The organism is Synechococcus sp. PCC 6716 (assembly GCF_022570815.1).
Taxonomy (GTDB): domain Bacteria; phylum Cyanobacteriota; class Cyanobacteriia; order Thermosynechococcales; family Thermosynechococcaceae; genus Thermosynechococcus; species Thermosynechococcus lividus.
Map to the genome: position 1 here is coordinate 1 of NZ_JAKLTU010000005.1, position 23877 is coordinate 23877.

A 23877-nucleotide genomic window follows, 5' to 3' on the forward strand; every position below is an offset into this window, starting at 1 on the left:
TAAGCCATTCAATGAAACGCTCGATTTCATCGGCAATCGTCGCAAGCAAACGGATCGATTTGCTCAGTCAATCGTGCAACAGGTTTTGCACAGCAACATTCATAATGTTGCAATTTCAAATGGTCTCACTGATGAAGAAGTATGGTCAATGGTACAGTATGTCAGTAAAAAAAACTCAACGTCGATGTGAGTTCAGTAAAACGATTAGGTATAGATGAGATTTCCTTAGGTGAAGGACAAGGAGATTACATAGTTGTTTTGGTCGATTTAGAGCGGCGAATTCCCCTTGCCCCTTCTCGCAAGCAGGAAGATGTGAGGCAAGTGCTTGAGGTATGGGGAGCAGCAGTACTCAATCAAATTATTGAGGTGAGCATTGACCTATCTGGAAACTATAAAAGTTTGGTTCATAAACTTCTACCTAATGCTACGGTGGTTGCCGACCGATTTCATGTTATAAAGATTGTGAATCAGGAATTGGATAAGGCTCGACAAAGTATTTGTAAAGCGAATGAACAGACGGTAAATGAAGTCCAGAAAGCCCAGATTGCAGCCGCGCTCAAACAAAGTAAATATGCCTTACTCAAGCCGGAGGAAAATCTAACTCAGAAGCAAAAAGCAAAACTGGAAGAAATTCGAGAAGTAGTGCCAAGTCTGGCTCGAATGCATCAGGAGAAGGAATCGTTTAGAGCCATCTTTGAGCAAGCAAAAGATTGGAAAGATGGAACCTTTCAATTGCTCGATTGGTTAGCTCAAGCTCAGGATTCTTTTCAAGAGAGCGTAAGAACAATTTGTCGTTGGTTTGGTGAAGTCACCGCCTATTTTGATAATCACACAAATAGTGGTGTTGTCGAAGGTATTAACAATAAATTGAAGCTGATCAAGCGGTCAGGTTATGGGTTCAGGAACTTTGACAATTTTCAGTTACGTTGCTTAATTTGCTGGCATTTAGCTATTGATTAAGCATAACTCGGACGATAGAGCCAGTTTTTTTTACTGACATACTGTACCATTGACCATACTTCTTCATCAGTGAGACCATTTGAAATTGCAACATTATGAATGTCGCTGTGCAAAACCTGTTGCACGATTGACTGAGCAAATCGATCCGTTTGCTTGCGACGATTGCCGATGAAATCGAGCGTTTCACTGAATGGCTTACCACAAGTTCGACACTTAAACTGGCGACGATTGATCTTAAGAAATACGGTTCGTCCACTGATGCTTAAATCTCGCACTAGATACCAATGATTCTGGTGTAAATGATAACTTTTTTGTTGGCAACGTGGGCAAATCGCCTCGGTTGTCTTTGCTTCCACTATAAGAATCAATTCTCCCGCAACATCGGTATAATCTTCAACCTCAATTCCAGGTAGGTTTAGTAGATCAGTTAGAAGTAGCTGCATATCTTAGATTTCGTATAGCATGTTACATTAGCATACCAAGTCCGATAGACCCGACATTGAGGGTGAGGCTGAGGAGCTGCACTGGCTGGTGTTGGTTCAAATGCTCAGCCGCTGGTAAATGTCTTCGAGGTACTTGAGGTGGTGATCGGGGTTAAAACACGCCTCTAACTCAGTGGTGCTCAGGTACTGCATCACCTCGGGATCGCCTCTGAGATTAGCGGCAAAGTCACCATCGGTGCGGTTCCAAGCGGCATGGGCGTGTTTTTGGACTAGGGCATAGGCGGCTTCGCGGCTCAGGCCTTTTTCCACCAGTGCCAGTAACACCCGCTGACTAAAGATTACCCCGCCGTAGCAGTTCATATTGCGGCGCATATTCTCGGGATAGACTTGGAGGTGTTGCACTAAGTCCGTCATCTCGACCAGCATAAAGTGGCATAGAATTGAGCTATCAGGGAGGATGACCCGCTCTACGGCACTGTGGGAAATATCCCGCTCATGCCAAAGGGCAACGTTTTCGAGGGCAGCCATGGCGTTGCCGCGCAGCACTCGTGCGAGACCGGTGACCCGCTCGGAACGAATGGGGTTGCGTTTGTGGGGCATGGCGGAGGAGCCTTTTTGCCCTTTAGAGAAGAATTCCTCGACTTCGAGGACATCGGTGCGCTGGAGGTTGCGAATTTCAACCGCAAAGCGCTCAAGTGTAGCACCCAAAAGGGCAAGCGTTTGGGCATAGTCAGCGTGGCGATCGCGCGAGATCACTTGAGTAGAAGCAGTATCGGGGTGTAATCCTAGTTTTTGGCAGGCGATCGCTTCGACCTGTGGATCAATATTGGCGTAGGTGCCCACTGCACCAGAAATTTTACCGACTGCAATGGTGCGCTGGAGCTGACAGAGGCGATCGCGATGGCGCAGGAGTTCGGCCAACCAGCCAGCGAGCTTAAAGCCGAAGGTAATGGGTTCGGCATGAATGCCGTGGCTGCGCCCTACCATAACGGTATAGCGGTGTTCTTGGGCACGATGGCGCACGGCTTGGATAAGATGCTCTAATTGTTCCTGAAGCAGGGTCAAGCTCGCCACTAACTGCAACGCCAAGCCGGTATCTAGCACATCGGAACTGGTCAAGCCAAGGTGAATGTAGCGCCCAGCATCACCGACAAACTCGTTGACATTGGTGAGAAAGGCAATCACATCGTGCTTGACTTCGGCCTCGATTTCCAGCACTCGTTGCGGGTCAAAGGCGGCCTTTGCTTTAATATCTGCCAACGCCTCCGCAGGGATATACCCTAGTTCTGCCTGAGCTTCACAAACGGCTAGTTCCACATCGAGCCACGTTTTGAATTTATAGGCATCCGTCCAAAGGTGCCCCATCGGGGCAAGGGTGTAACGTTCAATCATGGGTATGCTGTCAACTGGTGATGGTCAATTTCTAGTATCAACTCAATACAGTCCAGCCCTACTTGCGTTCGGGATGGTAGGTGGCTGTGGCGGTTGCCAAGCCATTGAGGCGATAAATCAGTTGATACAATCGACTGTAGTCCCGCTGGTTAAAGTGCAGGATCAGGCGAGGCAGATGCAGGGTATGGGTCAACAGGGGGTGGTTGGTGGGCTGTTCGTCTTCTATTTCGCGCGGCAGGGGGGCAGTGCGCTCAATGCTACCGGAGAGAAGAATATCGGCAAAATCGCGATTAAGGTCTGCCAAGGCCGCATCACTAATGTCTTGGTTGAGGCGCAACACGAGGCGATCGCCCACGTAACGGCAGGAGTGATACACCCGATAAAACCCGCTTAAATACTCTAACCCCTCCTCAACATTGGTGCAGATACGATATAGTTCGCGGTCTTCGTTACTAATGAGACCCGCGCCACAAAACTCCTCTTGCACCAGTTGATCCCAACGTTTCCAGTAGGTGCCTTCCGGCACATCCATCAACACGAGCGGGGTTGGCGGGGCTTTGCCCGTTTGGCAGAGGGTGAGACACTCAAAGGCTTCATCTTGGGTGCCAAAGCCCCCCGGAAAGACGGCGATCGCGTCCGTTTCCTTGATCAGAAATACCTTGCGGGTAAAGAAATACTTAAAGTGAATCAGGCGGGGGTCGCCTTCGATGTAGGGGTTAGCTCCCTGCTCGAAGGGCAATTCAATGTTGAGGCCAAAGGACTTCTCCGGACCAGCGCCTTTATTGCCCGCCTCCATGATGCCGCCCCCTGCGCCAGTGATAATCATAAATCCGGCAGCACTGGCTGCTTGGGCAAACTTGACCGCCATGTGATAGACCGGTGCGGTATCCACTGTACGGGCGGAGCCAAAAATTGAAATTTTGCGGGTGTGGCGATAGGGGGCAAACACCCGCAGCGCTTGGTGCATATCCCGCAAGCACGAACGGAGTATTTTCCAATCCAGCCGTTCGAGTTCCTCGTCAGCAATATTCGTAAATATTTGCAGGGCTTGGTAAATGAGATCGCCGTGGGGTTGGCTGTCCAAGCGCGCTAATAACTGCTCTAACTCCCGCTGTAGGTTACTTAAAGCGACTCGCGAAAGGGTCATGGCACCCTGAAAATGTTAGCACCCTATTTTATCATTAGGGGTGGGGATCAACTCTCAGCAGTTTTGGCAATGGGAAAAATAAGGGTAAAGGTGGTGTAACCCGCAGTACTGGTGACACTAACCTCTCCCCGTAATTGCTGCACCAGTTTTTGGGTCAAGGCCAAGCCTAGGCCGGTTCCCCCCTGCTGCCATGGGTCGGCGTTGGGGATGCGGTAAAACTTTTCAAAAATGCGCGGCAGTTCGCTACTGGGAATTTCAGAGGGGTTGCTGACTTGAATTTGCAGGCGATCGCCCTCTAGCAGCAGCAAGGATAACGTAATGTGCCCACCCGCCGGACTGTACTTGTAGGCATTGTTCAGTAGCTCTGCCAAAATGCGCTCCAAGGCGTGGCGATTGGAGAGCAGTGGCGGCAACGAGGCGGGCTGGACGATTCGCAAACACTGCTGCCGCTGCTGCATCCGGTTATGAAACGGTTCAAGGATGAGGGGGAGCCATGTATTGAGATCAATCAGCTCCTGTTGAATTTGGCTGTTCCCCGCTTCTAGGCGCTGAAGGTCGAGCAGGTCGTTGATCAGCTCTGTTTCACGAGCACACTCATTGCTGAGGATATTCAGATAACGCTGCTGTCGTTCGTCCATGGGCGTGTGTTTGAGCATGTGAATTGCCATTTTCATATTGGCCATGGGGGTGCGCAATTCGTGAGACACGGTACTGAGAAAATCATCCTTGAGCGCATTGAGCCGCTCTAGCTCTTTCATTTTTTGCTCCAATTCTGCGGTTCGTGCCCGCACTTGCCGCTCGAGATCCGCATTCAGTTCCTGCACCCTCTGGTAAAGCTGGGCTTGATGAATCGCTAGGGCACACTGATCGGCAATGGTTTTCACTAAACTTAGATCATCAAGAGTCCAGCCATTGGGTAAACTTTGCTGTAGCATTTGGCCACCGCCCCAAAAGATCGAGGTGCGCTCAATCGCCTCGCTGTCAACCTCCAGCAGAGTAATATGCCCCAACAGTTGCCCCAGATAAATTAAGGGGGTGACCACCAGAGCATTGACATTACAGTGAGTGATCTGCTCTTGGAGGCGATCCGGAATCTCCCCACTTCCCGTGATCAACATGATCTGTTCACCCGTGATTAAGGCGGGTTCATAGGTGGCAATAACTGCTCTGTTCAGGGCAACCAACGGTGACGGGGGCGGGTTCAGGTGGGCACGCGCAGCATAGGTAGAACTATCAACTGTAGATTGGGTAATCAAACACAGACTAGAACCAAGAACCTCCAGTAAAAGATCAGCCGTAATTTGCAAGACTTCCGCCGCCACCATGGTAGTCCGCATGGCTTGAATAATCCGGTTAATAATTGCTTCGCGACGGGCTTGGTTGCGCAACTGCTCCTCCGCTCGCTTGCGATCGGTAACATCCATCACATAGCTGCGAATTAATTCACTCTCATAGATATAGTGAATGGACTGTTCATAGATACGCTGCTGGTATTCCACTTCCCGCACATGGACTTTTTCTTGGGTTTGCTGCATATAGCACGCTAGCTCTGGCAAGCCAATGAGCAAGGGGTGACTCAGTTTGCGCTGCTGTAAATCCCCAAACTGCATCACTGCTGCTGGGTTCAGATACGTCACCGTACCCTCTAAATCCACTTCTAAAATGGGGGTGGGGGTCAATTCCGGGTAGGAAGCTAGGCGCACAAGGGCAGCTTCACTAAATTCTTCAATATTGGCTTGGTCATGGGGAACCAAGGTGGCAAACGGGTTGGTGGTTTTCGATAGGAACCCCAATACATCTGTACTTTGGCAAAAGTCGCTAAATTCTTCATCGGTCAGGTTGGTCAGCGTCAAGTAGCGTGCCCGCACATCGCCACCAAAGACGATCATGTCGCCGCTGCGCAAATCATGGGCGATCGTACGCTGACCATTCACTAAAATACCGTTGGTGCTGCGCTTTCCTTGGAGATCGCCATCAATAAGCCGAAAAAGATAGCTATTACTCTCGGGACTGGTGACTCGCAACAGTAAGCCATGCTGCCGTGACACCATCTTTGAGTGCAGCACAATGGAGTTCGTGGGGTCGCGCCCAATGGAATAGGTGGCTGCTTCCAGAAGAATAGGACGACGACCCGCAGTATCTTCGAGCACTAACAGGTGCCGTACCTGCCCTCGCTCCCCTGCCGCCATGGGTTGCTCCTAAGCTATGACTGTTGTGCGTCGTTGGCTACAAAAGATACTGGCGTAGCCATTGCTTTCCACGCTGGTTCTTTCACCGGTAAATGGGTGTATTGGCGCACCAATGCTCGGAACTCATCCCCATCAATCGTTTCTTTTTCCAGTAGCAGTTCAACGAGTTTGTCAATCGCCGCGCGATGTTCGCGGATGAGCTTACGGGCAATGTCGTAGCAGTGCATTACAATTTCGCGCACTTGATGGTCAATCTGCACCGCCACCGCCTCTGAATACTCCGATCGCGGCATGAGATCCCGCCCTAAAAAGACTTCATTGCCCGGGGTTTCAAGGGCAAGGTGCCCCAAGTCAGACATCCCGTAACGGGTGACCATTTCCCGCGCCAAATTAGCCACCGCCCGCAGATCACTACTCGCACCGATGGTAACCTCGGCATCGCCAAAAATTTCAACTTCGGCAGCACGCCCCCCCAAGAGAATAGTGATTTCATCTAGGAGCCAAGCGCGGGTATAAAGCCCACTGTCCACCCGCTCTTCATCAAAGATCTGTTGGGCAAAGCCCCCCACTCCCCCAGAGCGGGGGATAATCGTCACTTTGTTGAGGGGGTCTGCGTGCTTCAGCAGCGTCATGAGCAGTGCGTGCCCCACTTCGTGATAGGCGATGAGCCATTTCTTTTTGCTATTGAGTAGGGGGGCGAGGGTCATGCCAATGGTGACTCGATCAAAGGCATCGTCAATTTCGGCGTTTGAGATGGCACTCTTGCGCCGACGCGCCGTGAGAATAGCAGCTTCGTTGAGGAGGTTCGCCAGTTCTGCCCCAGAAAACCCAGGGGTACGACGGGCGATCGCCTCTAAGGAGACCTCGTCTGCTATCTTCTTATCGCGGGCATGGACGTGCAAAATTTGTAGGCGGCCTTTGTAGCTCGGCAAATCCACGGTAATTTGGCGGTCAAATCGACCGGGGCGCAGCAGTGCCGCATCTAAGACATCGGGGCGATTTGTGGCTGCAATCACAATAATGCCGGTATTCCCTTCAAACCCATCCATTTCTGTCAGGAGTTGGTTGAGGGTTTGCTCGCGCTCATCATTCCCACCGCCAATGCCAGCTCCCCGCTGCCGACCCACGGCATCAATTTCATCAATAAAGACCAAGCAAGGGGCATTCTCCTTGGCTTTTTTGAACAGATCCCGCACCCGTGAGGCACCGACACCAACAAACATTTCTACAAATTCGGAACCGGAAATAGAAAAGAAGGGCACTGCGGCTTCACCGGCGATCGCCTTGGCCAGAAGGGTCTTACCCGTGCCCGGCGGCCCAATCAACAGCACCCCCTTGGGAATACGCGCACCAATAGAGGTAAACTTCTCGGCACTTTTGAGGAACGTAACGACCTCTTGCAGTTCTTCCTTAGCCTCTTCAATGCCAGCCACATCATCAAACGTAACACCCGTCTGAGCTTCCATCTGAAAGCGTGCCCGCGACTTGCCAAAATTCAAAATTTGACCGGGGCCACCAGCGCCATTGGCACGGCGAATAATCATCAAAAACAAAATGAGCAGGAAGAACCCCAGCAACAGATTAGAAATCACCCCCACCACAACGCTATCACTACCGGAGGGCACAACTCGCACATGGGTGCCATATTTGAGGCTGACTTGCCGCAGGAGTTCCACCAATTCTGGATTGCGGTCAAAGAGGAAGACATCGTTTGGGGGCGACTTCTCTGGCTGATCCTTGCGCCGAAACTTGGCTAGACGTTGCTCTTGGTACAGCTCGACAGAGCTGACCTCCCCAGCTTTGAGGTCAGCAATAAACTGGCTGTAGGACACGGTCTGGCTATTACTCGACTGCGCCAGCCCAACGCTTGTGGGGGTTAACGATAAGCCCAGCACCAAAACCAGTTGACTGAGTCGCTGGGAAATGCGTTGACCGTGCTTCATGTGCAGCTGCCACTGACGAAATCGAACAATTATTCCCAGTTTAACTGATCTTGCGAAACCCCCTATCCATGTACATAGCGGGGATGAGTCGGTCGTCGCTATTCACGCCTGCAACGTATCAACGTGGAAAATTTTTAGATACTCTGTTAGTTTACCCCCGTGGCATGGGTATGTTGATCTCTAGGGACAATCTGTCTTGCCTTACTTGAATTCAAGGAGTTTCATCGTTATGAAAACTGAGCTTAAAGCTAAATTCCTCCAGCACCTGCTCGCCAAGAAAAAAGCTGACGAAGGCTTCACTCTCATTGAGCTACTCGTGGTGGTGATCATCATTGGTATTCTGGCTGCCATTGCGCTGCCCTCCATGCTGAACCAAGCCGCCAAAGCCCGTCTCTCTAGTGCCAAAAATACCATCGGTGCCATTAACCGTGCCCAGCAAGCCTACCGTCTTGAGAGTACAACGTTTGCTTCTAATGTTACCCAGTTAAAATTAGGCGTTTCTACCCCCGACGGCTACAGCACACCAAAGATCACTGCTAATGCTGGAAACTCTGCAAGCGCTAGTACAGCTGCCACCGATCCCGCTGGCACAGGGGTAACCGGCTGCGTCACCGTCGCCAGTGGCATCACCACCTCCACTGTTATAGAAGGGAATAGTAATGCAGCTCCTAGTTGCAGTTAACTGCTAAACACGATATTTTCATCCGGCCAAGGTGACTCCCTTGGCTTTTTTTGTGTTTTGCAACACATTCGCGCGTCGTTGTTGCAGTTCCTGCTGTTCACCTGCTCTCAGGATGGCCTGAGATAGGGCGCATCGGGACATATCGTCTTACTGAATGCGTCCTCTAGGCATCCATAACGGTACTCAGCCGCTAATGGGGACGGCTAGGATAAATGCGTAGCCGCCGGTTGGGTTCTTCGCCGAAGCTACAGGCGGTTAACTGATAGTGCTCAATGAGTTCGTGTTGCATCCGGCGAATATTGGCGGAGCGGGGCAGTAGCTCGACCGCCTGCCCTTTGGGCAGAACAATTTCTTCGACCGCAAGGCGGGCTTCCTCAAGGGCTTCGAGTTCATCGTTACTGCCGCTAGGACTAAACAAGGATAGATCGGCTGTGTCCGTTGGGCTGGTGTCTTCCATCCCTAATAGGTGCCGCAGCCCCCGCACAATTTGAGCCATGCTATTGGCTTTAATGCTATGGACTGGCAAATGGTGAATATGAGCCAGATGCCGTAATTTACTTTCCCCCTTTAGGTGCGATCGCAGGGTAAGAATTACATCTGCTTGATCAATGTCTCGCGTAATCACCACCGGCAGATGCAGGGTGTGAATGGCTTGCTCGAGGTGGTGGCGGCTCACCGCGTAGGGAAAAATGTGCAGGGGCAGTTCCTCGCCGTTGGGGCCAACGGTCGGTGCATCTAGGGTTGCTTCGAGAAGCTGGGCAAAGTTGGCGCGATCGCGCAGCGGCTCTCCTAGGGGTTGCATCTGGCCACTGTCGCGCCATGAACTGCGGACGTTGGCAGGTGGCCACTCTGAACGTTGGGGACTAGGTTCCGGCTCCGGATGGGTGACAACGACAGTGCCATTCTCGGCAACGGTGCGTAACTCAGGACTGGGTACGCGCCCCCGCAGGAGCAGATCGACACTTTCGGCCACATCGAGGTGAACAACCCAGCGATCGCGCTCGAGCATTTCGACTGCAATCTGAAAGGTGGGAGGAGCTTTCCGTTCAAGAACACTTTTTTGGGTGCCCCGCCGCCGTGCCTCCTCATCCCCAAGGGTCACGGATTGAATCCCCCCCACCAAGTCTGCCAAGGTCGGATTTTTAATCAAATTTTCAATTTGGTTGCCGTGGGCGGTGCCAATGAGTTGCACCCCCCGCTCAGCAATGGTGCGAGCCGCTAAGGCTTCCAGTTCGGTGCCAATTTCATCAATAACAATCACCTGCGGCATGTGGTTTTCCACCGCCTCAATCATCACTTGGTGCTGGAGTTCGGGGCGGGCCACCTGCATCCGCCGCGCTCGACCAATGGCTGGATGGGGAATATCGCCATCACCAGCAATTTCGTTGGAGGTGTCAATAATCACCACTCGTTTACGCAAATCATCCGCTAAGACCCGCGCCATTTCCCGCAAGGCAGTGGTTTTACCCACACCGGGGCGACCCAGCAACAAAATGGATTGGCCACTTTCTACCAGATCGCGAATCATGCCAATCGTGCCAAAAACAGCGCGACCCACGCGGCAGGTGAGGCCAATGATGGTGCCCTGACGGTTCCGCAGGGCGCTAATCCGGTGCAGGGTGCGTTCAATGCCAGCGCGATTATCGCCGCTAAACTCACCCACTCGAGCCACGGCGTACTGTAGCATCTCGCGGCTAACAGGGGTTTCGGCAAGGTACTGGGTACTTTGCATAAACCGGGCTTCCGGCAGCCGCCCTAAGTCTAAAACAATTTCTAGGAGTTCTTCGCGCTGGGGATGATCAGTGAGGGAGTACCCCAAGGGTGGTGGCAAAATGGCCAGTAGTTGATCCAAATCATCGGTAACCTGACGTTGTCCAGCAGTCAATTCAACCATAGGGTGCAAGGGGCGACGGGACAGATTTGAGAGGGTGGACAAGAGCAGCCGCTGCGGCAACCGCCGCATTGAGAATGTCGGGAACGGTTTGCCATGGTTGATCGGCCATTGTGTGAAACACGGCCAAGCACTTGCGGGCATAACTGCCGTAGGCGACACCGGCGATCGCCTTTGCTGTTGCCCGTGGCGGCAATAACCCCATTGCCCTGAGTTTAGCAACCGTATGCCCATTTGTGCCGCCCGCAAGCTGGACAAATCCGGGTAAATTTGCCTCCAGAATGGCTTGGCCAAATTGAATGGTGGCTCGGGTTGCCCCATCGCCAATATCGCCACTCATAGGGCGACCATCCGCCTGCCAGATGAGTTCACACTGCAGGGGCTGGATCAACTCACTGAGCCACCGCAGATAGCTGATGACCTCTTCCCCTTGGGGACAGCTAATGGCTAGTACTTTCAGGTACCCTGTCCACGGCTGTACCTGCTGCCACAGGGCGTAAAAGGCATCGTAGCGATGGGGCTGGGTATGAATTTCAAGGGCTTGCACGGTGCCTGCCTGAATCAGGGGGGTGATGTTGGCAAAGGCAGCGGGTTGTTCGTAGGTCTGGATAAGGCCAGCGGGGCACAGGGGTAAACAGCGCCCACAGCCATAACAGCGATCGCGCAGGATTCCTTGCACATCGGCAGTAAACGAAATCGCAGCAGCGGGACAAATTCGCTGACAAGGCCGCTCACAGTCGGTGGGGCATTGGCGCGGATCAAAGGTGGCTTTGCGAAAGTGGGGGTCTGCGCCATCGTTAATACTCACCATGATCAGCGGACGGCCCCCCCCAAGCCTTTGGGCTGTTTCCACTGCTTCAACCGCTGCCTGAATCACCGCTGAATCCGCTGCCACATCAATGCAGTCGGCACCCGCTAAGCTGTAGGCCAGCGTCACATTATACACCTGTGCCACATCCTGAAAACTGGCACCGTTAATGAGCTTAAACCAGCGGTGCTGCCTGAGGGCGGCTAAGGGTGTGGCAATATCGGGCATAGGGCACAAGCGCATCAAGACTGTACATTTACCGTGACATACTTCCGCACTCATGCTGACGCATAGAGTATGGGTTTCTCAGTGACCCCATGTTACATACCATCCATCAGCCTTACAGGTAATGGTAACCGTTTTGATCGTAAAACCATTGGGTTCCATCGTCGCCGATGAAGGTTCCTGCTTTAATGAGGTGATGTACTCAACCCCTGCCTCCAGAAGATGAGTAGCGGCCTCCTCTCCACCGGCGTAAGGTTCTGTACAGGAATACCTGACCGCCTATGTGAATGGGATGGAATTTAGAGCGATAGAGCGATTAAAGGGAGTCCATCACACCACTATGATTCATTGGGTAAAATCTGTGGGAACACGGTTGCCAAATGCTAATGACTCTGAAGCAAGTCCTGAGGTAGCAGAACCCGATGAGTTGGAAACGTTTGTCGGCTCAAACAACAAAATCTGGCTGTGGAGAGCCGTTGGCCACTTTAGAAAAGGAATTTTAGGCTGGGTCATAGGCGATCGTCGTCATGAAACATTCCATCCTTTGTGGCAATTAGTAAAATTATGGGGATGTTATTTTTATGTAACTGATGGATGGCCAGTTTATGGACATTTCATAGCGGACGAAGACCATATAGTTAGCAAGAGGTATATGACGAGAGTAAACAGTGAGCATACACGTTTAAGACATTATCGTGCTCGGTTGTACCGGAAAAAACTGTGCTATTCTAAATCCGTAGAGATATTAAGATAGTCTATTGGTTTACTAATTTATTATTTGAAGTTTCAAAAATTACCCATTCCTCTCTAACTCATAGCTCTATTCAGCAATGCTCTTACATCTTTAGGACTACCGTTGCTTGATTGCTTATTTGATTTTATTGTTGGTTGAAATCCTACAGATCTCGGGAAATAAAGTTTTAGATAAACTGCGTTATTTGCAAGGGTGCATGAGTCACGAATTGAGTTATATACATTTGGATCGATCGCATCCTGAGCAATCGACCTTTTCGGCTGCTCATGGGGGCAACCCCCTAAAAATGTAAAGTTATGTATCTACTTTCAACATTTCTGGAGCCAACAGCCATTAAAATATCTCCCTAGGGGCTGAGCAGTTAAGAGCAAGAGAGAGTTATGGCCATTCAGTTACCTTTCCTGACCTCGAATAACTTCAGTGGCCTTTTTAATGACCGCTTTTGGCAAAATGCATGGCCTGTGCCTGCTCATAATCAACTGCTACAGGGAGAAGCGGTTCCTGACGGTGAATTGCCTGCAGTTGGGTTGGCTAACCAGGTGCGTCTTTCAGCAGTGTGGCAAGAGCAGCCCCTACTACTCGCGTTTACCCGCATTTTCACAGAGCACCAGTACTGTCCCTTGTGCTACCCCCATCTCAAAGCGCTAAATGAACACTATGAAACATTTCAGAGCAAGGGGGCAGCAGTACTTGTGGTCACGAGTACTGATCAACGGCAAAGTGAACAAGTGGTAGCAGACTTGGGGTTGAAGATGCCATTGCTGGTGGATCCCCAATGTCGCCTGTTTCGTAAGTATCGAACAGGGCAAGCATTGGGGGCACCCTTACCAGCGCAATTCTTGATTGATCGGCAGGGAACGCTACGGTATAAGCATCTCTTTTCCTTTTTGGAGGCAAATGCACCCATTGAGCGGCTCCTGAAAGAGGTGGAGGCACTTCAAGCTGGTGCCTAGACTGGACGTGAACTCAATGGATCATTTTTATCGGGGTGGATGTAATGCCTAGAGAAGGCTGGTATGTTKTTTTGGAGTCAACCACCGCCACAGAGGTGTTTCTAACTGCGGCAGAGTTGCAAGAGAAGCTTGTGACCTATTTAGAATTACCGGACTTAGAGTTGCCCTACGATTTACAGCCGTTACCTGATGCCGTTAGCCAAGCGCAACACCTGATAGACACTGGTTGCGAGCTACGACTGCCCAATGGCGGCTATGTGCAGTGGTATGCAGTGCGCCTAGAGAAAACATAGCTCACAAGCATCGTTATCTAAGCCACGTGAACTACCGTGACTGAATCAAAGATTACCACAGGTTTCGAACTAATTTTTGGTAAATCTTCTGAATTGGCGCAGGGTCTCTGTGTTTCCAAGCTTTGGAAATGGTGGACAGGTTGAATTTGACGTTATGGTATTTTAACTGAAACAATAGGGCATGACAACTGTTGACGTTTTTATCTAAAATGAGGGTGAGCCACAAGAGGAAAAATCACTGTGAGTTGAGTTTAGGGTCATCACGGCTGGGCAACTCAACGAGTAAAGATTTGACAATACCCAGGAGAGATTTTAGGATGCTCACAAACAATTATTTGTTGTATTTGTAGCCAAATCATAGCTGTTTGGCTACTTTTTTCTGTCTTTCTTTACTAAATTCAACACTCGTGAGCTTAGAGAGGCCGTACTGACCAACTCCTTTGTTATGCATCCAGTAGCGCAGACATGTGTTGCGACGGTGTACACTTGTAAAGTGTAGGACACCTGTGGTGAGTCACGGTGATGGCTGCGTGTAAACCAGCCAAGTGGTTGAGGCACCATGCATCTATGGGTTACGCCCAGACGGTGTACAACCACTAGTAGAGTCTCCAGCGGTACCGTGTACTGTAGGGGCTTAGTTTACAGACACTCTACGTGTGTACGGTGGGCAATGACCCGCCTTTTTTATTTCCTATGACAATGCAATCGCTTCTACCTGTTGTCCAAGCACTGGCGCAGCAGGTCGCTAACCAAGAACACCTAGACCTTGTGAGTGTGCAGTGGCACACCCATCAGTCGCCGCCAATTCTGCGGGTTGAGGTGCGGCACCCTGGCACCGACACCAGTTTAGACGACTGTGAGCGCATGAGTCGCGCCCTTGAAAGCGTGTTGGATGCAACGGCGGATCTGACCTGTGCTTACGTGCTGGAGGTGTCAAGTCCGGGTCTGTCGGATTTCTTGACGAGCGATCGCGACTTCAGTACGTTTCGTGGCTTTCCCGTGCGGGTGACCACTACTGCGCCCCATCGCGGCAAAACCCTATGGGAGGGCAACCTAGTTCGCCGGGATGAGGTTAATGTCTATCTGAGTCAAAAGGGGCGATCGCTGGCCATTCCGCGTGCCCTGATTGCCACGGTTCAGCTTTACACCCCCCCTGCCGAGGCTTAAAGGGTCTGGGCAGCTTAACGACACATCCATTTGGAGCTTACCATGAGTACCTATCGCTTACCGGGCCTACGGGCCATGATTAACGAAATCAGTCAGGAGCGGCACTTACCAAAACATGCCGTCCACCAAGCCCTTCAGGAAGCCCTTCTCAAAGGTTACGAGCGGTATCGCCGCAGCTTGCGCCCTGACCATGCCCACTTCGAGGACGATCACTTTGCCAATTTTGAAGTGGAGTTAGATACCGAGCAGGAAGGATTTCGGGTGCTGGCCACAAAAACTATTACGGAAACAGTTACCAACCCAGATCGTGAGATTGCCCTTGCGGACGTGGTGGAAGTCGTACAGGATGCCCAATTAGGGGATACGGTGCTGTTGGACGTGACCCCCGACCACCAAGAATTCGGCCGCATGGCTGCCATACAAACCAAACAAGTGTTGTCTCAAAAGCTACGGGATCAGCAGCGCCGACTGATACAGGAGGAATTCCAAGACTTAGAAGGCACCGTATTACTGGGTCGGGTTTTGCGGTTTGAACGCCGCTCTGTAATTATGGCAGTGCGCAGCGATGCCAGCCAGCCGGAGGTCGAAGCGGAGCTACCTAAACGGGAGCAACTCCCCAACGATAATTACCGTGCCAATTCGACCTTTAAGGTCTATCTCAAGCGGGTTAAGGAAGGGCCGCAACGGGGAGCACAACTGGAGGTCTCTCGGGCAGATGCTGGGCTAGTGGTGTATTTATTTGCCAACGAAGTCCCGGAAATTGAAGATGAAGTGGTGCGGATCGTTGCCATTGCCCGCGAGGCCAATCCCCCGAACCATAAGGTAGGGCCGCGAACCAAAATTGCGGTGGATACCCTAGAGCGGGATGTGGATCCGGTGGGTGCCTGCATTGGGGCGCGCGGCTCTCGTATTCAAGCGGTGGTCAATGAGTTGCGCGGCGAGAAAATTGATGTGATTCGGTGGTCGCCGGATCCAGCCACCTACATTGCTAACTCCCTCAGCCCAGCTCCTGTGGAAGAAGTGCGCCTGATTAATCCCGAAGCCCGAATTGCCCATGTGCTGGTGGCTCCCGATAAGGTGTCCCAAGCCATTGGCAAAGAAGGTCAAAATGTTCGTTTGGCAACCCGCCTCACCGGTTGGAAAATTGAAGTCCGCGACAGTACAACCTACAACTACGAGGAGGAAGATCGGTTGGCGATCGCCGCCCTAGAGGATCAGGATCAAAACACGGCAAGTTAAGGGAGATATGTCCATGGGGATACCACAGCGGCGCTGCGTGGCCTGCGGTCGTGTAGCGAATCGCACTGAATTTTGGCGCATTGTCCGCCGTTGGCCTGACCATGCCGTCAAGGTTGGCGAGGGGATGGGGCGATCGGCCTACCTCTGTCCTACGTCAGAGTGCCTAAAACTGGCGCAGCAAAAAAAACGCCTCGGGCGATCGCTCCGCTGTGCGGTTCCCGATACGGTCTTCAGTACCCTAAAGGCTTGCCTTAAGTCTAGTCAGGCTGACGGTAACGCTGTGCCCCCGCCGGAGACCTAGCCATGCCACACTCACCTATTTGGCAGCCCTTCACCCAAATGAAAACCGCTGACCCCCCACTCCATGTCGAGCGGGCAGCCGGTGCCATCCTTGAGCTGAAGGAGGGGCGCCAGATCATTGATGCCATTTCTAGTTGGTGGGTCACCCTCCATGGTCACAGCCATCCTGTGCTGGCAGAGGCACTCTATCACCAGGCGCAAACCCTTGAGCACGTCATTTTTACTGGCTTTAGCCACGAGCCAGCGGAAACCCTAGCGCACCTCCTGTGTGAGCACACCCCCGCTCCACTGCAACGGGTCTTTTTTTCGGATAATGGCTCAACCGCAGTTGAAGTTGCCCTCAAAATGGCTTACCAGTATTGGCAGCAGGTCGGCCAGCCCCAGCGATCGCGCCTGATTGGCTTTGCCGGTGGCTACCATGGCGATACCCTAGGGGCGATGACCGTCGGCCAAAGTTCCCCGTGGTGGCAACCCTTTCAGCCGCTACTGCCCCCCCTAACCGTTGTTCCCTATCCCGCCACCTATCCGGATGACCCAGACGTCAGCGCTAAGGAAGCAGCAGCGCTTGCTGAACTGCAAAAGACGCTGGATGCTGCACCGAATGAGTATGCAGCCCTATTTATCGAACCCTTAGTGCAGGGTGCCGCAGGGATGCGGATGTGTCGCCCTGAATTTTTACAGGCGGTCTCCGCACTAGCAAAGGCCTATGGGGTATTGGTGGTGTACGACGAGGTTATGACTGGCTTTGGGCGCACGGGTGCCCTCTTTGCCTGCGAAAAAGCCGGAACCCAGCCGGATGTGCTCTGCTTATCTAAAGGCTTATCAGGAGGCTGCTTACCCCTTGCGGTGACCTTGGCCACTGAGGCGATTTATCAAGCATTTTACGACGATGATCCGGCGCGAGCCTTCTTCCATAGCCACTCCTACACCGGCAATCCCCTCGCCTGTGCAGTCAGTGTGGCCTCCTTGCAATTGTTGCTGGCACAGCCGCACACCTATGAGCGCTTAGAAGCTCTTCACTGGCAGTGTCAGCAGACTTACCTTGCGGATGTGCCCAATCTGCACCAGTTCCGTACCTGTGGCACTATTGCGGCGATGGAACTCGTCCTTGACCAGCAGACCTCTTATTTTAGTGCGCTAGTACCAAAACTGCGCCGCCGTTTTTTGGAGCTAGGGGTGTTATTGCGTCCCTTGGGTTCAACGCTCTATATTCTGCCGCCCTACTGCATTACTGAAACGCAACTGGCCGCCGTCTATGGCGCAATTCGCCAAGTGGCGATCGAAGTCGCTGAGGGCCTCTTCGGTCAGTGACTCGCTAGGTAACTTAGCAGCCAGTTGACGGCGGTGGCGCGGCGGGTGCGGCGCGGGGTTAATTCGCTAATCTGGTAGCCCTCAAACCCTAACTGCTCCTTCAAGAGTTGCTTATGGGCAGCTGGAATTGAGCGGGTTAGCTTGACAATTGCTGGGCGACTGCCAATAAAGTCGGGGGGATCGGGGTAGGCTGTGGCCCATTCCGCGGGGACGCGATCGCAGCGCCACGTCTGCTGGTCAGGATCGTAGCGGTACCCCAGACAGTGCCACAATAGGTGGTTCACTGTGGCATCCTCAATTTCATCATTGAGAATTTGCCAGAGGGTCTCTGTTGTCAACGGAGGCAACGGTGAAATCATGGCTAGGATTAGGCTTCAGCGTTCAACTTAGCCACGAGAAGTTGATTGGTGAGCTTTGGATCCGCACGGCCACCGGTTTTCTTCATCATCTGCCCGACAAAGAAGCCCTGTAGCTTGGTTTTACCCGCGCGATACTGTGCCAGTTCATTGGGATGGGCTGCCAGTACTTCATCAATCATGGCCTCAAGAGTGGCCACATCGGAAATTTGGCTCACGCCTTTTTGCGCCACCAGTGCTTTAGCAGACCCACCGTTCGCTAACAACTCTGGCAGTAAGTCTTTAGCAATTTTGCTGCTAATGGTGCCCGATTCTATGAGGTCAATGAGTTCCGCTAACCCTGCGGGGGTGAGGGGCAATGCCTCAATACTGAGCTTCTGTTCCTTGAGGTAGGCGGTTATATCCCCCATAATCCAATTCGCTGCTTGTTTGGGGGGTGCCCCTGCCGCCACTGTAGCTTCAAAGTACTCGGCCACCACCCGCTCATCCGTTAGCACCCGGGCATCTTGAGGGGGCAAACTCCACTCCGACTCGTAGCGGCGCCGCTTTTGGGCGGGCAGTTCCGGCAGTTCCTTGCGCCATGCCGCCAATTGCTCGGTGCTCACTTCAATAGGCCCTAGATCCGGCTCCGGGAAATAACGGTAATCGCTAGAGCCTTCCTTGACCCGCATCGTTAGGGTGCGCTGAGTGGCCTCATCCCAAAGGCGAGTTTCTTGGATGATGGGTTCCCCCGCCTTAATTGCTGTCACTTGGCGTTCAATTTCGTAATCAATAGCGCGCTGGATGGCATTGAAAGAGTTCATATTTTTAATTTCCACCTTCGTCCCAAAGGTGGTTGCCCCCACTGGCCGCACAGAAATGTTGACATCACAGCGCAGAGACCCTTCCTGCATATTGCCGTCACAAACGCCTAAATAGCGCAGGATACGTCGTAGCTCTTGGGCATATTCCGCTGCTTCTTGGCCACTGCGCAGATCTGGCTCTGAAACAATTTCTACTAAGGGAACACCTGCCCGGTTCAAATCCACAAGGGAGTAGGTCGAACCGGCAAGGCGATCGCTCCCCGCGTGAACCAACTTCCCTGCATCCTCTTCCATGTGTAGCCGGGTAATGCCTATATTTTTACGACGGACGGTACCCGCGTCATCGATCAACTCAATTTCCAGAAAGCCGTGCTGGGCAATTGGCAGATCGTACTGGGAAATTTGGTAATTTTTAGGTAGATCAGGGTAGAAGTACTGCTTGCGGTCGAATTTACTGTAGGGGGCAATCTGGCAATTCAGTGCCAAACCCGCCTTAACCGCATAGGCCAGCACTTTCTCGTTGAGCACCGGTAAGGTGCCCGGCAGCCCCAAACACACCGGATCAATATTCGTATTTGGCGGCGCACCAAATTGAGTCGAGCTACCGGAAAAGATTTTTGTGGCGGTATTAAGCTGGCAGTGAATTTCTAGGCCAATCACCGCCTCGTAGGTGAGAGTGGCAGGATCCACCACTGCTGGTGTGGCTCCCGTCTCTGGCTTGGCGGCTTTTGTTGCTGTAGATTTCGGTGATTTCTTTTTGGTTGCTTTTGCCATGCTGAGCCTGTAATTCCCAAACTGACCTTGTGTCCACATCTCTATCTAGGGTGACATCCTTCCGAGGCTGATGGCAAGCCAAAACTTGATAAGGTGAAATCAGGTTTTTTTCTCCCATGCGCCTATCCACTGCTATTTCGGTGCCTTACCTGTCCTTACTGGATCGCTACATTCTCCGGCAGATGATCCAACCCTTTGTGGTTGGGTTTGGCATTTTTACGGCGATCGCCGCCGTGATTGGTACTGTGTTCTACCTCATTCGGAACATGGTCGAAAATAATCTCGGCATTTTTAGTGCCGTGCAAGTTTTTTTCCTACGTCTGCCGACCTTTGCCGTCCTAGGTATTCCTATGGCCGTGCTATTTGGGGCACTGTTAGCCTATAGCCAACTTTCCCGCCGCAGCGAAGTCATTGCCTGCACAAGTTGCGGGGTTAGCCCAGTGCGCTTGGTCTGCCCTGCCCTCATGGCGGGCTTCCTTGCCTTGATCCTAACCTTTGGCCTCAATGAGCTTGTGGCTCCCCCCCTTGCCTACCGCGCCATTGAAACCCTGCGCACGGCCATTGGCCAACCCGTGCCAACCTACCATCCCAAAAATATTTTCTACCGTCGCTTTGCCCATGGTCAGCTTCAGCAGTTGTTCTTTGCCCATACGTTTGATGGCCGCATGATGGGAGAGGTCACAGTACTAAATTTTCAGGATGGCGAGTTGCGAGAAATCCTTAGAGCAGAAGCAGCAGAGTGGCAAGGCGCTGTTTGGATATTTCGCCGTGGCGCACTTTATCGCCTCAACCCCGCCCAAGACTATGAAGCCGTTGAACCCTTTGGGGAGCGATATTTTGCCTATCCACGCACCCCCCTTGATTTAGCCCAAGAAACCCGCGATCCTGAATTCATGACCAGTCGCGAAATGTACCACCACAGCCAGATCTTGGCCGAAAGTGGGGATATGAAACGGCTGCGACAATGGCAGGTGCAGTTGCAAGAAAAGCTGTCTTTGCCCTTTGTTTGTGTTGGTTTTGCCCTGATCGGCGCAGTTTTAGGCATTAGCTCACCTCGCCAAGGTCAGGGACGTGCCTTTGGCCTTAGTGTAGCGATTATTTTTGGTTACTACGTAGTGAGCTTCATTTTTACAGCGTTTGGCGAAGGGGGAGCTGTCAGCCCCATTGTTGCCAGTTGGCTTCCCAAGACGGTTGTGACGGCGATCGGTATTGGCATGCTGCACCACGCAAATCAACACTAGACTAACCGTTGGGCTGGGAGTCTGGCCAGATTTCGAGATCGTTAAAGTCTTGAAACTCGAGGAGTGCTTCCCCCAACGCATCCAACTGCTCCAGAGTTGACATCCTCCCCTTCCTTCGCTGTGCTCAGGAAGAGGATTCCATCGTCGCCGATGAAGGTTTCTGCGTCAACGAGGTGACGTGCTCAACCTCTGTTTCCAGAAGATGAGTAGCGGCCTTGTCTCCACCAGCGTAAGAGCCTGTGTACCCCACAGTCCGTCAACCTAGCTCCACAATGTTGATAGCTGCGTTGGGGTCTCTGTCCAGCACAGTTCTGCACTGACACACACTGACACAAATGAGAACGAGTGCTGAGGAACCTCTTGACCCAATGGCCGCAACACGAGGATGTCTGGGAGGTGTACTGAGGTGGGACAGCGACAGTTACCACCCCAAATACGGTCCCGAAATAGTCCAGCCACTGGCGGAATTGATACCATGCTGCATCAACAATTGACTTGGCTACCTGATGGGTCTTCGCCACGTTTCTGATTTGCACGTCCTCATACGCCACGACAAAGCGCTCCGCGCCGCCAAAGGCGAACGTTAGATATCACTACGCACCGGGCTAGTTTCACAGCCCAGTCCTTACGCTGGCGTTGGACTGTTAGGTGTTTTCTTCCCAGTTTAAGCCTTGCTTTGGCGCGATTTTTTGACCCCTCTTGTTTGCGAGATAGACGGCGTTGTTCCCGTTTTGCCCTTCACTTTTTGCTTGCAGTTGTTGTAGAAGCGAGAAATCGCTGACCACGCTCGTTCTGCCATCGTTGGTCGTGCCATCGAGTTGAGTTTTTTCGCCCAAGGATACTCTTTGGCTAAAACTCGGCAGTATTTGTTGAGGTATTTGTTGAGGTCAGCCGTGCGTTTGCCTTGCCCGTCCATCCAGTAGCGAAGCGCTTTGTTGCGAACAAAAAGACCCGTCCGCAGCGTTTGAGCGAGCCGCTGATCCTAGTCTTGAGTTCCTTGTAACTTGGCTTCATAGACGAGCATTTTATCTACCAAATCTGAGATAATTGTACCAAAAGTTGATTCTTGACTCCCCTCGACTCGCGCGGGGAGTCCATGTATCCCCACCCTTCACTATCGTTCATGACGGGGTTTTATCGCTCTCCCGAACCCCCACATGCTGATAAGTTCTGTTAGTGTTAGCTAGAATAAGCCCTAGGGCGTTGTTGATGAGCAGCTATGGCCTTCTTTGGATTCAAAAAATTAACCCTTCCCAGTCCGCAGACTGCCTTGCCTGGGCGCAGTGAGCCAATGCCTATTCCCAAGGCGCATCTAGTCAACGGTCATCCCTTGGCTCCTCCCTATCCCGCAGGCTTAGAACTAGCGTTGTTTGGCATGGGGTGCTTTTGGGGGGCAGAGCGCAAATTCTGGCAAGTGCCCGGTGTGTATGTTACTGCGGTGGGCTATGCTGGTGGTTATACGCCAAACCCCACCTACGAAGAGGTGTGCACTGGGATGACTGGCCACAATGAAGTGGTGCGTGTTGTCTATGACCCACAACAGGTTAGCTACGAAGCGTTACTAAAGGTGTTTTGGGAGAACCACGACCCCACCCAAGGCATGCGCCAAGGCAATGATGTGGGTACGCAGTATCGCTCTGGGATTTATTACTATTCCCCGGAGCAAAAGGCTCTTGCTGAAGCCAGCCGAGATCGCTACCAAGCTGCTCTGAAAGAAGCGGGTTATGGCCAGATTACGACGGAAATTTTACCCGCCCCTGACTTCTATTTTGCTGAAGCGTATCATCAACAGTATCTCCACCGTCATGTCAATGGCTATTGTGGCTTAGGAGGTACCAACGTGCGCTATGAGCCCAGCACCGGGGCTAGCTCCGTCTGCTAGTCAATCACTTGCCTTAGGGATGCTAAGAGGGTTTGAGCGGTTTGGCTGGTTGCCACGATTTGGCGATCGCGCCGAAATAGAACTGCTCCCACCTGCAATGATCGCGCTACCGAGGTAGAGCAGTGGGTACGCAGGTAGGCAAGGGTGCGCTCGTCAATGCGGTTAGCAATCTGGCTTAAAATGGGTGCTAACTGGTCTGGGGCTTTGGCTGCAAGTAATTGGCACGCCGCTTCTATGGTTGGCGATCGCCAAATTTGCTGGAGTAAGCTGCCTGTAATGCCCGCAAGGGCACAAAATGCTGTGAAGACTTCTTGGCGAGCATCCGCTAAGTGATGATGGGTGTGAAAAATACCCGCCGCTAACTTGATCAGTTTGCCATGGTAGCCTAAGAGCAACAACTGCTGAATATTGTGCTCTGCCGCCGCCACTAACATCGGACCCAACCAATTGGCAGTCTTGACGCACAATTGCCGGGGAATGTGAAGGGTTTGCGCCACCTGCAGGCCATTTTCGCCAATGCAAAATACAAGGGTCGAGGATTGGGCTGCTTTTGTCGCCAGTTCAGCGAGGTACTGCTCAAGTTGCTCTGGGGCTGTCAAGGGCTGGGCGATCGCCCCGGTACCCAGCAGCGATAAGCCCTCGACAATCCCAAAGGCTGCATTGGAGGTTCGCTGTGCCAATTGCGCCCCCTCCGGCAAAATAATTCTGACCCGAATGGCGCGATCGCTGGGGCAGTAGAATTCTAGATTTGTGGTTAACAGCAACTTGGCGTAACGGTAGATTGCTGCTTCTCCTGTGGCTTGGTGGCGGCCAATGCCGACCCCCCCCTCAAGGTGAATCCGTGGCTGAGTCGTGGCATCTGCCCAAGTCACCCATGCCCAAACAGGAGTCTGCCGCGTAATATCTAGGGGATCACTGGGTTCGCTGTAGGTAATGGCAAGAGCCTGTTGAGGGTCTAGGCAAGCTCCTTGGGCAATGGTAAACGTTTCGCAGCGATTGGGGTTCAGCAAGGCTAAGGTGACTGCTGACGGGCAAGTACCCTCGGTTAAACACCGCAGAGCAGCAACAGCCGCCGCTGCTGCAAACACAGGTAAGGTATAGCCCACAGCGGTTGCCAAATAGCC

24 protein-coding genes and 2 pseudogenes are annotated in these 23877 nt (G+C 52.3%); 12 read left to right on the forward strand and 14 right to left on the reverse strand.

Annotation, left to right across the window (positions count from 1 at the left end; translation table 11 throughout):
* Positions 1–190 (forward strand): transposase family protein (locus L5220_RS04565; protein WP_499571950.1); only part of this gene is annotated, 190 nt, incomplete at its 5' end.
* Entirely contained in the window at positions 187–960 is a 774-nt protein-coding gene (locus L5220_RS04570) for an ISL3 family transposase (RefSeq protein ID WP_499571952.1), read from the forward strand. The genes L5220_RS04565 and L5220_RS04570, both read left to right, overlap by 4 nt.
* Here the strand turns inward: L5220_RS04570 and L5220_RS04575 are convergent.
* From L5220_RS04575 to ftsH, 5 genes are all read right to left on the reverse strand, one after another.
* The gene (locus L5220_RS04575; RefSeq protein WP_499571955.1) at positions 957–1403 is read right to left on the reverse strand and encodes a transposase family protein; all 447 of its coding nucleotides are present in this window, start codon (positions 1401–1403) and stop codon (positions 957–959) included. The genes L5220_RS04570 and L5220_RS04575 overlap by 4 nt on opposite strands.
* A gap of 96 nt (positions 1404–1499) precedes the next feature.
* Positions 1500–2795: an adenylosuccinate lyase gene (gene purB, locus L5220_RS04580; RefSeq protein WP_499571956.1), complete on the reverse strand. Its 1296-nt coding sequence runs from the start codon at positions 2793–2795 to the stop codon at positions 1500–1502.
* 58 nt (positions 2796–2853) lie between these two features.
* Entirely contained in the window at positions 2854–3942 is a 1089-nt protein-coding gene (locus tag L5220_RS04585; RefSeq protein WP_448514738.1) for an LOG family protein, read from the reverse strand.
* A gap of 47 nt (positions 3943–3989) precedes the next feature.
* Positions 3990–6131: an ATP-binding protein gene (locus tag L5220_RS04590; protein ID WP_499571959.1), complete on the reverse strand. Its 2142-nt coding sequence runs from the start codon at positions 6129–6131 to the stop codon at positions 3990–3992.
* A 14-nt stretch (positions 6132–6145) separates the two neighbouring features.
* Positions 6146–8074, reverse strand: a complete 1929-nt coding sequence (gene ftsH, locus L5220_RS04595; RefSeq protein WP_499571962.1) for an ATP-dependent zinc metalloprotease FtsH — start codon at positions 8072–8074, stop codon at positions 6146–6148.
* A 229-nt stretch (positions 8075–8303) separates the two neighbouring features.
* Here ftsH and L5220_RS04600 point away from each other — a divergent pair, with 229 nt between their 5' ends.
* Positions 8304–8756 (forward strand): type IV pilin-like G/H family protein, encoded by a 453-nt coding sequence (locus L5220_RS04600; protein WP_499571964.1) that lies wholly within the window; start codon positions 8304–8306, stop codon positions 8754–8756.
* A 190-nt stretch (positions 8757–8946) separates the two neighbouring features.
* Here L5220_RS04600 and L5220_RS04605 read toward each other — a convergent pair whose 3' ends face one another.
* Positions 8947–10650 (reverse strand): R3H domain-containing nucleic acid-binding protein, encoded by a 1704-nt coding sequence (locus L5220_RS04605; RefSeq protein WP_448524501.1) that lies wholly within the window; start codon positions 10648–10650, stop codon positions 8947–8949.
* Positions 10643–11683 (reverse strand): circadian clock protein LdpA, encoded by a 1041-nt coding sequence (gene ldpA / locus L5220_RS04610; RefSeq protein ID WP_499571966.1) that lies wholly within the window; start codon positions 11681–11683, stop codon positions 10643–10645. Before ldpA ends, L5220_RS04605 begins: the two co-directional genes overlap by 8 nt.
* 259 nt (positions 11684–11942) lie before the next feature.
* On the opposite strand from ldpA, the pseudogene L5220_RS04615 reads away from it, so the two are divergent.
* The 7 genes and pseudogenes from L5220_RS04615 to bioA all read left to right on the forward strand — a co-directional run.
* Positions 11943–12434, forward strand: a pseudogene (locus L5220_RS04615) (IS1 family transposase); the annotation flags it as partial.
* Between the two features lie 380 nt (positions 12435–12814).
* Positions 12815–13387, forward strand: a complete 573-nt coding sequence (locus tag L5220_RS04620; protein WP_499571971.1) for a peroxiredoxin family protein — start codon at positions 12815–12817, stop codon at positions 13385–13387.
* Positions 13388–13431: 44 nt separating this feature from the next.
* On the forward strand, positions 13432–13680 hold the full coding sequence (locus L5220_RS04625) for a CRR7 family NDH-1 assembly protein (protein ID WP_499571973.1): 249 nt from the start codon (positions 13432–13434) through the stop codon (positions 13678–13680).
* A 693-nt stretch (positions 13681–14373) separates the two neighbouring features.
* Positions 14374–14847 carry a ribosome maturation factor RimP gene (gene rimP / locus L5220_RS04630; RefSeq protein WP_099799891.1) on the forward strand — a complete coding sequence of 158 codons (474 nt, stop codon included), beginning with the start codon at positions 14374–14376 and terminating at the stop codon, positions 14845–14847.
* 42 nt (positions 14848–14889) lie between these two features.
* Positions 14890–16086 (forward strand): transcription termination factor NusA, encoded by a 1197-nt coding sequence (nusA, locus tag L5220_RS04635; protein ID WP_499571975.1) that lies wholly within the window; start codon positions 14890–14892, stop codon positions 16084–16086.
* Positions 16087–16099: 13 nt separating this feature from the next.
* Positions 16100–16387, forward strand: a complete 288-nt coding sequence (locus tag L5220_RS04640) for a YlxR family protein (protein ID WP_099799890.1) — start codon at positions 16100–16102, stop codon at positions 16385–16387.
* A 2-nt stretch (positions 16388–16389) separates the two neighbouring features.
* Positions 16390–17697: an adenosylmethionine--8-amino-7-oxononanoate transaminase gene (gene bioA / locus L5220_RS04645; RefSeq protein ID WP_099799029.1), complete on the forward strand. Its 1308-nt coding sequence runs from the start codon at positions 16390–16392 to the stop codon at positions 17695–17697.
* Here bioA and L5220_RS04650 read toward each other — a convergent pair.
* Positions 17691–18056, reverse strand: a complete 366-nt coding sequence (locus tag L5220_RS04650; RefSeq protein ID WP_499571978.1) for a DUF1823 family protein — start codon at positions 18054–18056, stop codon at positions 17691–17693. The two genes, bioA and L5220_RS04650, sit on opposite strands and share 7 nt — an antisense overlap.
* A gap of 8 nt (positions 18057–18064) precedes the next feature.
* The gene (gene gatB / locus L5220_RS04655) at positions 18065–19630 is read right to left on the reverse strand and encodes an Asp-tRNA(Asn)/Glu-tRNA(Gln) amidotransferase subunit GatB (protein WP_099799027.1); all 1566 of its coding nucleotides are present in this window, start codon (positions 19628–19630) and stop codon (positions 18065–18067) included.
* Between the two features lie 116 nt (positions 19631–19746).
* Here gatB and L5220_RS04660 point away from each other — a divergent pair, with 116 nt between their 5' ends.
* Positions 19747–20871, forward strand: coding sequence for an LptF/LptG family permease (locus L5220_RS04660; protein ID WP_499571980.1), 1125 nt, complete (start codon positions 19747–19749; stop codon positions 20869–20871).
* 1 nt (position 20872) lies between these two features.
* On the opposite strand, the gene L5220_RS04665 is transcribed toward L5220_RS04660, so the two are convergent.
* From L5220_RS04665 to L5220_RS04680, 4 genes and pseudogenes are all read right to left on the reverse strand, one after another.
* Complete coding sequence (locus L5220_RS04665; protein WP_099799026.1) at positions 20873–20974, reverse strand: DUF4351 domain-containing protein; 102 nt, start codon at positions 20972–20974, stop codon at positions 20873–20875.
* Positions 20975–21053: 79 nt separating this feature from the next.
* Complete coding sequence (locus L5220_RS04670) at positions 21054–21422, reverse strand: zinc ribbon domain-containing protein (protein ID WP_499571982.1); 369 nt, start codon at positions 21420–21422, stop codon at positions 21054–21056.
* Positions 21412–21546, reverse strand: a pseudogene (locus L5220_RS04675) (hypothetical protein); the annotation flags it as partial. The gene L5220_RS04670 and the pseudogene L5220_RS04675, both read right to left, overlap by 11 nt.
* Entirely contained in the window at positions 21516–21707 is a 192-nt protein-coding gene (locus L5220_RS04680) for a hypothetical protein (RefSeq protein WP_499571986.1), read from the reverse strand. The gene L5220_RS04680 and the pseudogene L5220_RS04675, both read right to left, overlap by 31 nt.
* 383 nt (positions 21708–22090) lie before the next feature.
* Between L5220_RS04680 and msrA the strand changes: the two genes are divergently transcribed.
* The gene (gene msrA, locus L5220_RS04685) at positions 22091–22753 is read left to right on the forward strand and encodes a peptide-methionine (S)-S-oxide reductase MsrA (RefSeq protein ID WP_099798910.1); all 663 of its coding nucleotides are present in this window, start codon (positions 22091–22093) and stop codon (positions 22751–22753) included.
* Here msrA and cbiD read toward each other — a convergent pair.
* A complete protein-coding gene (cbiD, locus tag L5220_RS04690; RefSeq protein WP_499571989.1) occupies positions 22750–23871 on the reverse strand; it encodes a cobalt-precorrin-5B (C(1))-methyltransferase CbiD in 1122 nt (373 codons plus the stop codon). The genes msrA and cbiD overlap by 4 nt on opposite strands.
* Positions 23872–23877: the final 6 nt, after the last annotated feature.

Bases quoted from the DNA above. Each gene is read 5' to 3' on its own strand.
- msrA (WP_099798910.1), top strand. From the start codon at position 22,091: ATGGCCTTCTTTGGATTCAAAAAATTAACCCTTCCCAGTCCGCAGACT.
- ldpA (WP_499571966.1), bottom strand. From the start codon at position 11,683: ATGCCCGATATTGCCACACCCTTAGCCGCCCTCAGGCAGCACCGCTGG.
- L5220_RS04575 (WP_499571955.1), bottom strand. From the start codon at position 1,403: ATGCAGCTACTTCTAACTGATCTACTAAACCTACCTGGAATTGAGGTT.
- L5220_RS04640 (WP_099799890.1), top strand. From the start codon at position 16,100: ATGGGGATACCACAGCGGCGCTGCGTGGCCTGCGGTCGTGTAGCGAAT.
- bioA (WP_099799029.1), top strand. From the start codon at position 16,390: ATGCCACACTCACCTATTTGGCAGCCCTTCACCCAAATGAAAACCGCT.
- L5220_RS04620 (WP_499571971.1), top strand. From the start codon at position 12,815: ATGGCCATTCAGTTACCTTTCCTGACCTCGAATAACTTCAGTGGCCTT.
- purB (WP_499571956.1), bottom strand. From the start codon at position 2,795: ATGATTGAACGTTACACCCTTGCCCCGATGGGGCACCTTTGGACGGAT.
- L5220_RS04590 (WP_499571959.1), bottom strand. From the start codon at position 6,131: ATGGCGGCAGGGGAGCGAGGGCAGGTACGGCACCTGTTAGTGCTCGAA.
- gatB (WP_099799027.1), bottom strand. From the start codon at position 19,630: ATGGCAAAAGCAACCAAAAAGAAATCACCGAAATCTACAGCAACAAAA.
- L5220_RS04585 (WP_448514738.1), bottom strand. From the start codon at position 3,942: ATGACCCTTTCGCGAGTCGCTTTAAGTAACCTACAGCGGGAGTTAGAG.
- ftsH (WP_499571962.1), bottom strand. From the start codon at position 8,074: ATGAAGCACGGTCAACGCATTTCCCAGCGACTCAGTCAACTGGTTTTG.
- L5220_RS04605 (WP_448524501.1), bottom strand. From the start codon at position 10,650: ATGGTTGAATTGACTGCTGGACAACGTCAGGTTACCGATGATTTGGAT.
- L5220_RS04600 (WP_499571964.1), top strand. From the start codon at position 8,304: ATGAAAACTGAGCTTAAAGCTAAATTCCTCCAGCACCTGCTCGCCAAG.
- L5220_RS04650 (WP_499571978.1), bottom strand. From the start codon at position 18,056: ATGATTTCACCGTTGCCTCCGTTGACAACAGAGACCCTCTGGCAAATT.
- L5220_RS04660 (WP_499571980.1), top strand. From the start codon at position 19,747: ATGCGCCTATCCACTGCTATTTCGGTGCCTTACCTGTCCTTACTGGAT.
- L5220_RS04665 (WP_099799026.1), bottom strand. From the start codon at position 20,974: ATGTCAACTCTGGAGCAGTTGGATGCGTTGGGGGAAGCACTCCTCGAG.
- nusA (WP_499571975.1), top strand. From the start codon at position 14,890: ATGAGTACCTATCGCTTACCGGGCCTACGGGCCATGATTAACGAAATC.
- rimP (WP_099799891.1), top strand. From the start codon at position 14,374: ATGACAATGCAATCGCTTCTACCTGTTGTCCAAGCACTGGCGCAGCAG.